The sequence below is a fragment of the Psychrobacter communis genome, from assembly GCF_014836505.1.
In the GTDB taxonomy this organism is placed as follows: Bacteria; Pseudomonadota; Gammaproteobacteria; order Pseudomonadales; family Moraxellaceae; genus Psychrobacter; species Psychrobacter faecalis.
The window spans coordinates 1-2,204 of the sequence record NZ_JACSQR010000071.1 but is presented as its reverse complement, the minus strand read 5'-3'; the positions used below and the strand labels follow the sequence as shown (position 1 = coordinate 2,204).

2 protein-coding genes and 1 pseudogene are annotated in these 2,204 nt (G+C 35.3%); all 3 read right to left on the bottom strand.

Going from position 1 to position 2,204, the window contains the following annotated elements; translation table 11 throughout:
* Positions 1-9: 9 nt before the first annotated feature.
* Positions 10-276 (bottom strand): annotated as a pseudogene (locus H9653_RS12285) (transposase); the annotation flags it as partial.
* 273 nt (positions 277-549) lie between these two features.
* Positions 550-1,914 (bottom strand): phospholipase D-like domain-containing protein, encoded by a 1,365-nt coding sequence (locus H9653_RS12280; RefSeq protein WP_191692579.1) that lies wholly within the window; start codon positions 1,912-1,914, stop codon positions 550-552.
* A gap of 50 nt (positions 1,915-1,964) precedes the next feature.
* On the bottom strand, positions 1,965-2,135 hold the full coding sequence (locus tag H9653_RS12735) for a hypothetical protein (protein ID WP_404814823.1): 171 nt from the start codon (positions 2,133-2,135) through the stop codon (positions 1,965-1,967).
* Positions 2,136-2,204 lie beyond the last annotated feature (69 nt).

Here is a 2,204-nt window from a genome sequence, read left to right as displayed (position 1 = left end):
TTATCCCTCCTCATTTAAGATCTCGCGCTCCTCTTCAGCCACTTTGAGCTGACGCTTGAGCTGCTTTATTTCTTGAAGAGCACTCATAAGATCAGGATCATATTGCTCAGTCCCTTCAAGCTTGCCTTGATTGGCTTTATTATGCCAATTTGATAGCGTTTGCATGGCAATGCCAAGCTGCTTTGCAGTGGCTGAGATATTGCCATTATTGTCTGATATCTTCTTGACGGCCTCGGCTTTAAATTCGTCACTGTAGGTTCTTACTTTCTTGGTCATGATAAACTCCGATTAATACGCTTAGTTTACCAAGTTTACCTCTACGGTTTCTTCAGCATAGCTCATACCGAACATGACAGTAAGCCTTAAATTAAAATATGGTGGGCCCCAGTATAAACCACACTAATACTATAAACCTTTAATATATAAAGATTTATTTGTTGTTATAATTCTTTATACCAACAAACATACCAACATTAATTTTAAGTTTGATTATAAAGCTTACTTTTTTGATAGAATAAAAAACTAAGCCTAAAAAACCTAGTTAACGAGCTACTCTTCAGAATCTAACGTCTCCTCTAAGTACTCGATCTCTTCAATCAGCTGTGCTTTAGTTTCTTCAAAATAGCTATCCCAGTTATCAATACTACTAATAGACTGATAGTCGTCACTGTCTTTAATTAAGAAAATTTCTTGCTCAACTTTCTCAATTTTAGTTCTAAGGGATTTGATAATAACTTTGAGTTGTTCTGCTTCGCTGACAGTCTCTGAGCGAGGTTTAAAGATGCCTTGCTTTAACTCAGCTAATATCTCTTTCACTTCCTTCAAGTCATTTTTTCTGTAAGCCTCATTAAGTTGAACGAATATCTCCTCAGCAACTTGCTTCATGCCTTCGTTGACTCGATCAGGGTGACAAATCTGGCTGGCTTGACGATAGAACTTCTTTAATTCCTTTCTTTGCTCATCATTAAGGTCATATAAGACTTTATCTGACTCAGCTTCAATATACTGGTTATAGTCTTGTTCGTCTTGTACTGCCTGCTCGTATTCTTCAGGATCGTCTTTCGTTGAAACTTTACGTAAATGCAGAAGTCTTTTGATATAGCTACCAAGTTCTTGGGTATGTCGATGATGAAACTCTGAAATCAGCTGCTCTAATTCTATCTTCTCATTATCGTAGGCGTTTAGTTGATGCTCGAGCTGGCGTATTTCAAGTTTTAAGGCGCTGATATCGATATCGTTATATACAACTAAAGCATGATGGTTTTTAATGAATTGATCAATTAACTTGATAGCTGTTTCAAAGCTATGTTGCGTTAAGGCATCTATAATGTCTGCTATATGCTGTTGAAAGATATAGATTTTTAGTTTCGAACTTTCACGTGTGATATCTTCTATATCTTCTAATACAACATAGTTCTTAATGATTTCAAGACGTTTTATTATCTTATCAAGAGGGAGCTCAGGAGTAGTATCTTCATGATCAAAGTAGGTATTACGAATTTTTTTGAACTGTTTGATGAACTGCTCGGCTAAAACAGTATCACCTTTAGTAATCAGAATATTTTCGTGATTTCTCTCGGCTTTATAGCTCCAGTTGTATGAGCCATTAATGACAGTTTCATTGTCTATCACACAGAATTTATTGTGCATTAGATCTTGTTTGCCATCACCAATAAGATAAGCGGCTGAAGAACCAATATTTAACTGGCTATGGTCCACATAACTATTTTGGTTAATTTCGTCATTAGATAACATCAATTGGACGGTAACACCTTGATGAGCTTTATCAACAAGGATATTGAATAGGTTTTGGTTAGTAAACCAAGCAACAGCAATAAAAATGCTATGCTCTGATTTTTCTAATTCACTAGTAATTCGTTGAGCTATGTTTTCAAATATGGCTTCTGTTTGCACGTCAAGCTACCTTCAATATAGTATTGCTCTAAACAGAGTTAATATAATCGTTAAATGAATATGTTGATCTTTTTATTAACTAAGTAGTCAGGTAGTTTATTAAGATTATTACCTTCTATAACAAGATGGTTTAGTTTATTGAGCTTTATAATATCTTTAGGAAGTTCTTCTAGTCTATTATTGCTTAAACCTAAACTAGTTAGGTTTTTTAGTTCTTGGATTCAACATCGAAGTGCAACGCACCCGAAGCTAGATTTTACCTCAAGCGGTGTTCTAAACCCTAGCACCTT